The organism is Pseudoalteromonas sp. Angola-4 (genome assembly GCF_028599265.1).
In the GTDB taxonomy this organism is placed as follows: Bacteria; Pseudomonadota; Gammaproteobacteria; order Enterobacterales; family Alteromonadaceae; genus Pseudoalteromonas; species Pseudoalteromonas atlantica.
In genome coordinates this window covers 1-657 of record NZ_JAQREK010000050.1, presented here as the reverse complement: position 1 = coordinate 657, position 657 = coordinate 1, and the positions used below count along the sequence as shown (strand labels likewise).

Annotated in this window: 2 protein-coding genes; both read right to left on the bottom strand. The window is 44.1% G+C overall.

The genetic code is table 11. From position 1 onward, the window contains the following. A partial coding sequence (locus PSH48_RS20705; protein WP_273612291.1) for a glutamine amidotransferase-related protein occupies window positions 1–366 on the bottom strand: 366 nt, incomplete at its 3' end. Window positions 367–471: 105 nt separating this feature from the next. Beyond that, the coding region (locus PSH48_RS20700; RefSeq protein WP_273612290.1) for an IMP dehydrogenase at window positions 472–657 on the bottom strand (186 nt) is incomplete at its 5' end.

Genomic DNA, 657 nt, shown 5'->3' with positions numbered 1-657 from the left:
AAATAATGCACAGTTACCCACTTTTTCAACTTGTGCGTAACCAAATTCTTTTTTATCTGAGCTATGTACACGGCCGCCAAGCTGCGTTGCCATAGTTTGCATGCCGTAACAAATACCAAGTACTGGAACGCCTGCATTAAATACATACTCAGGAGCACGCGGGCTATTTTCAAGCGTGGTTGATTCTGGGCCACCAGAAAGGATAATACCTTGTGGGTTAAACTCGCGAATTTGCTCTTCGGTTACATCCCAAGCCCAAAGCTCACAATAAACACCAATTTCGCGCACGCGACGGGCGATTAACTGCGTGTATTGTGAACCAAAATCTAAAATGAGGATTCGTGAATCGTGAATGTCTTTGCTCATGAAGTATCTCGTAAAGTCAGGTGCTAAACGCCACCAGCTTAAGCTGTGTGACTATATTAGGGCTAACAAAGGTTAGCCCACTTTTTTCAAGTTGTTAAAGGCTGATTAGCCTAAACGGTAGTTCGGTGCTTCTTTAGTGATTTGCACATCATGAACATGCGACTCACCCATACCAGCAGAAGTTACACGTACAAACTGTGGTTTAGTGTTTAGCTCTTCGATTGTGGCACAACCGGTTAAGCCCATTGCACTGCGAAGACCACCCACTTGTTGGTGAATAATGGTTGCAAT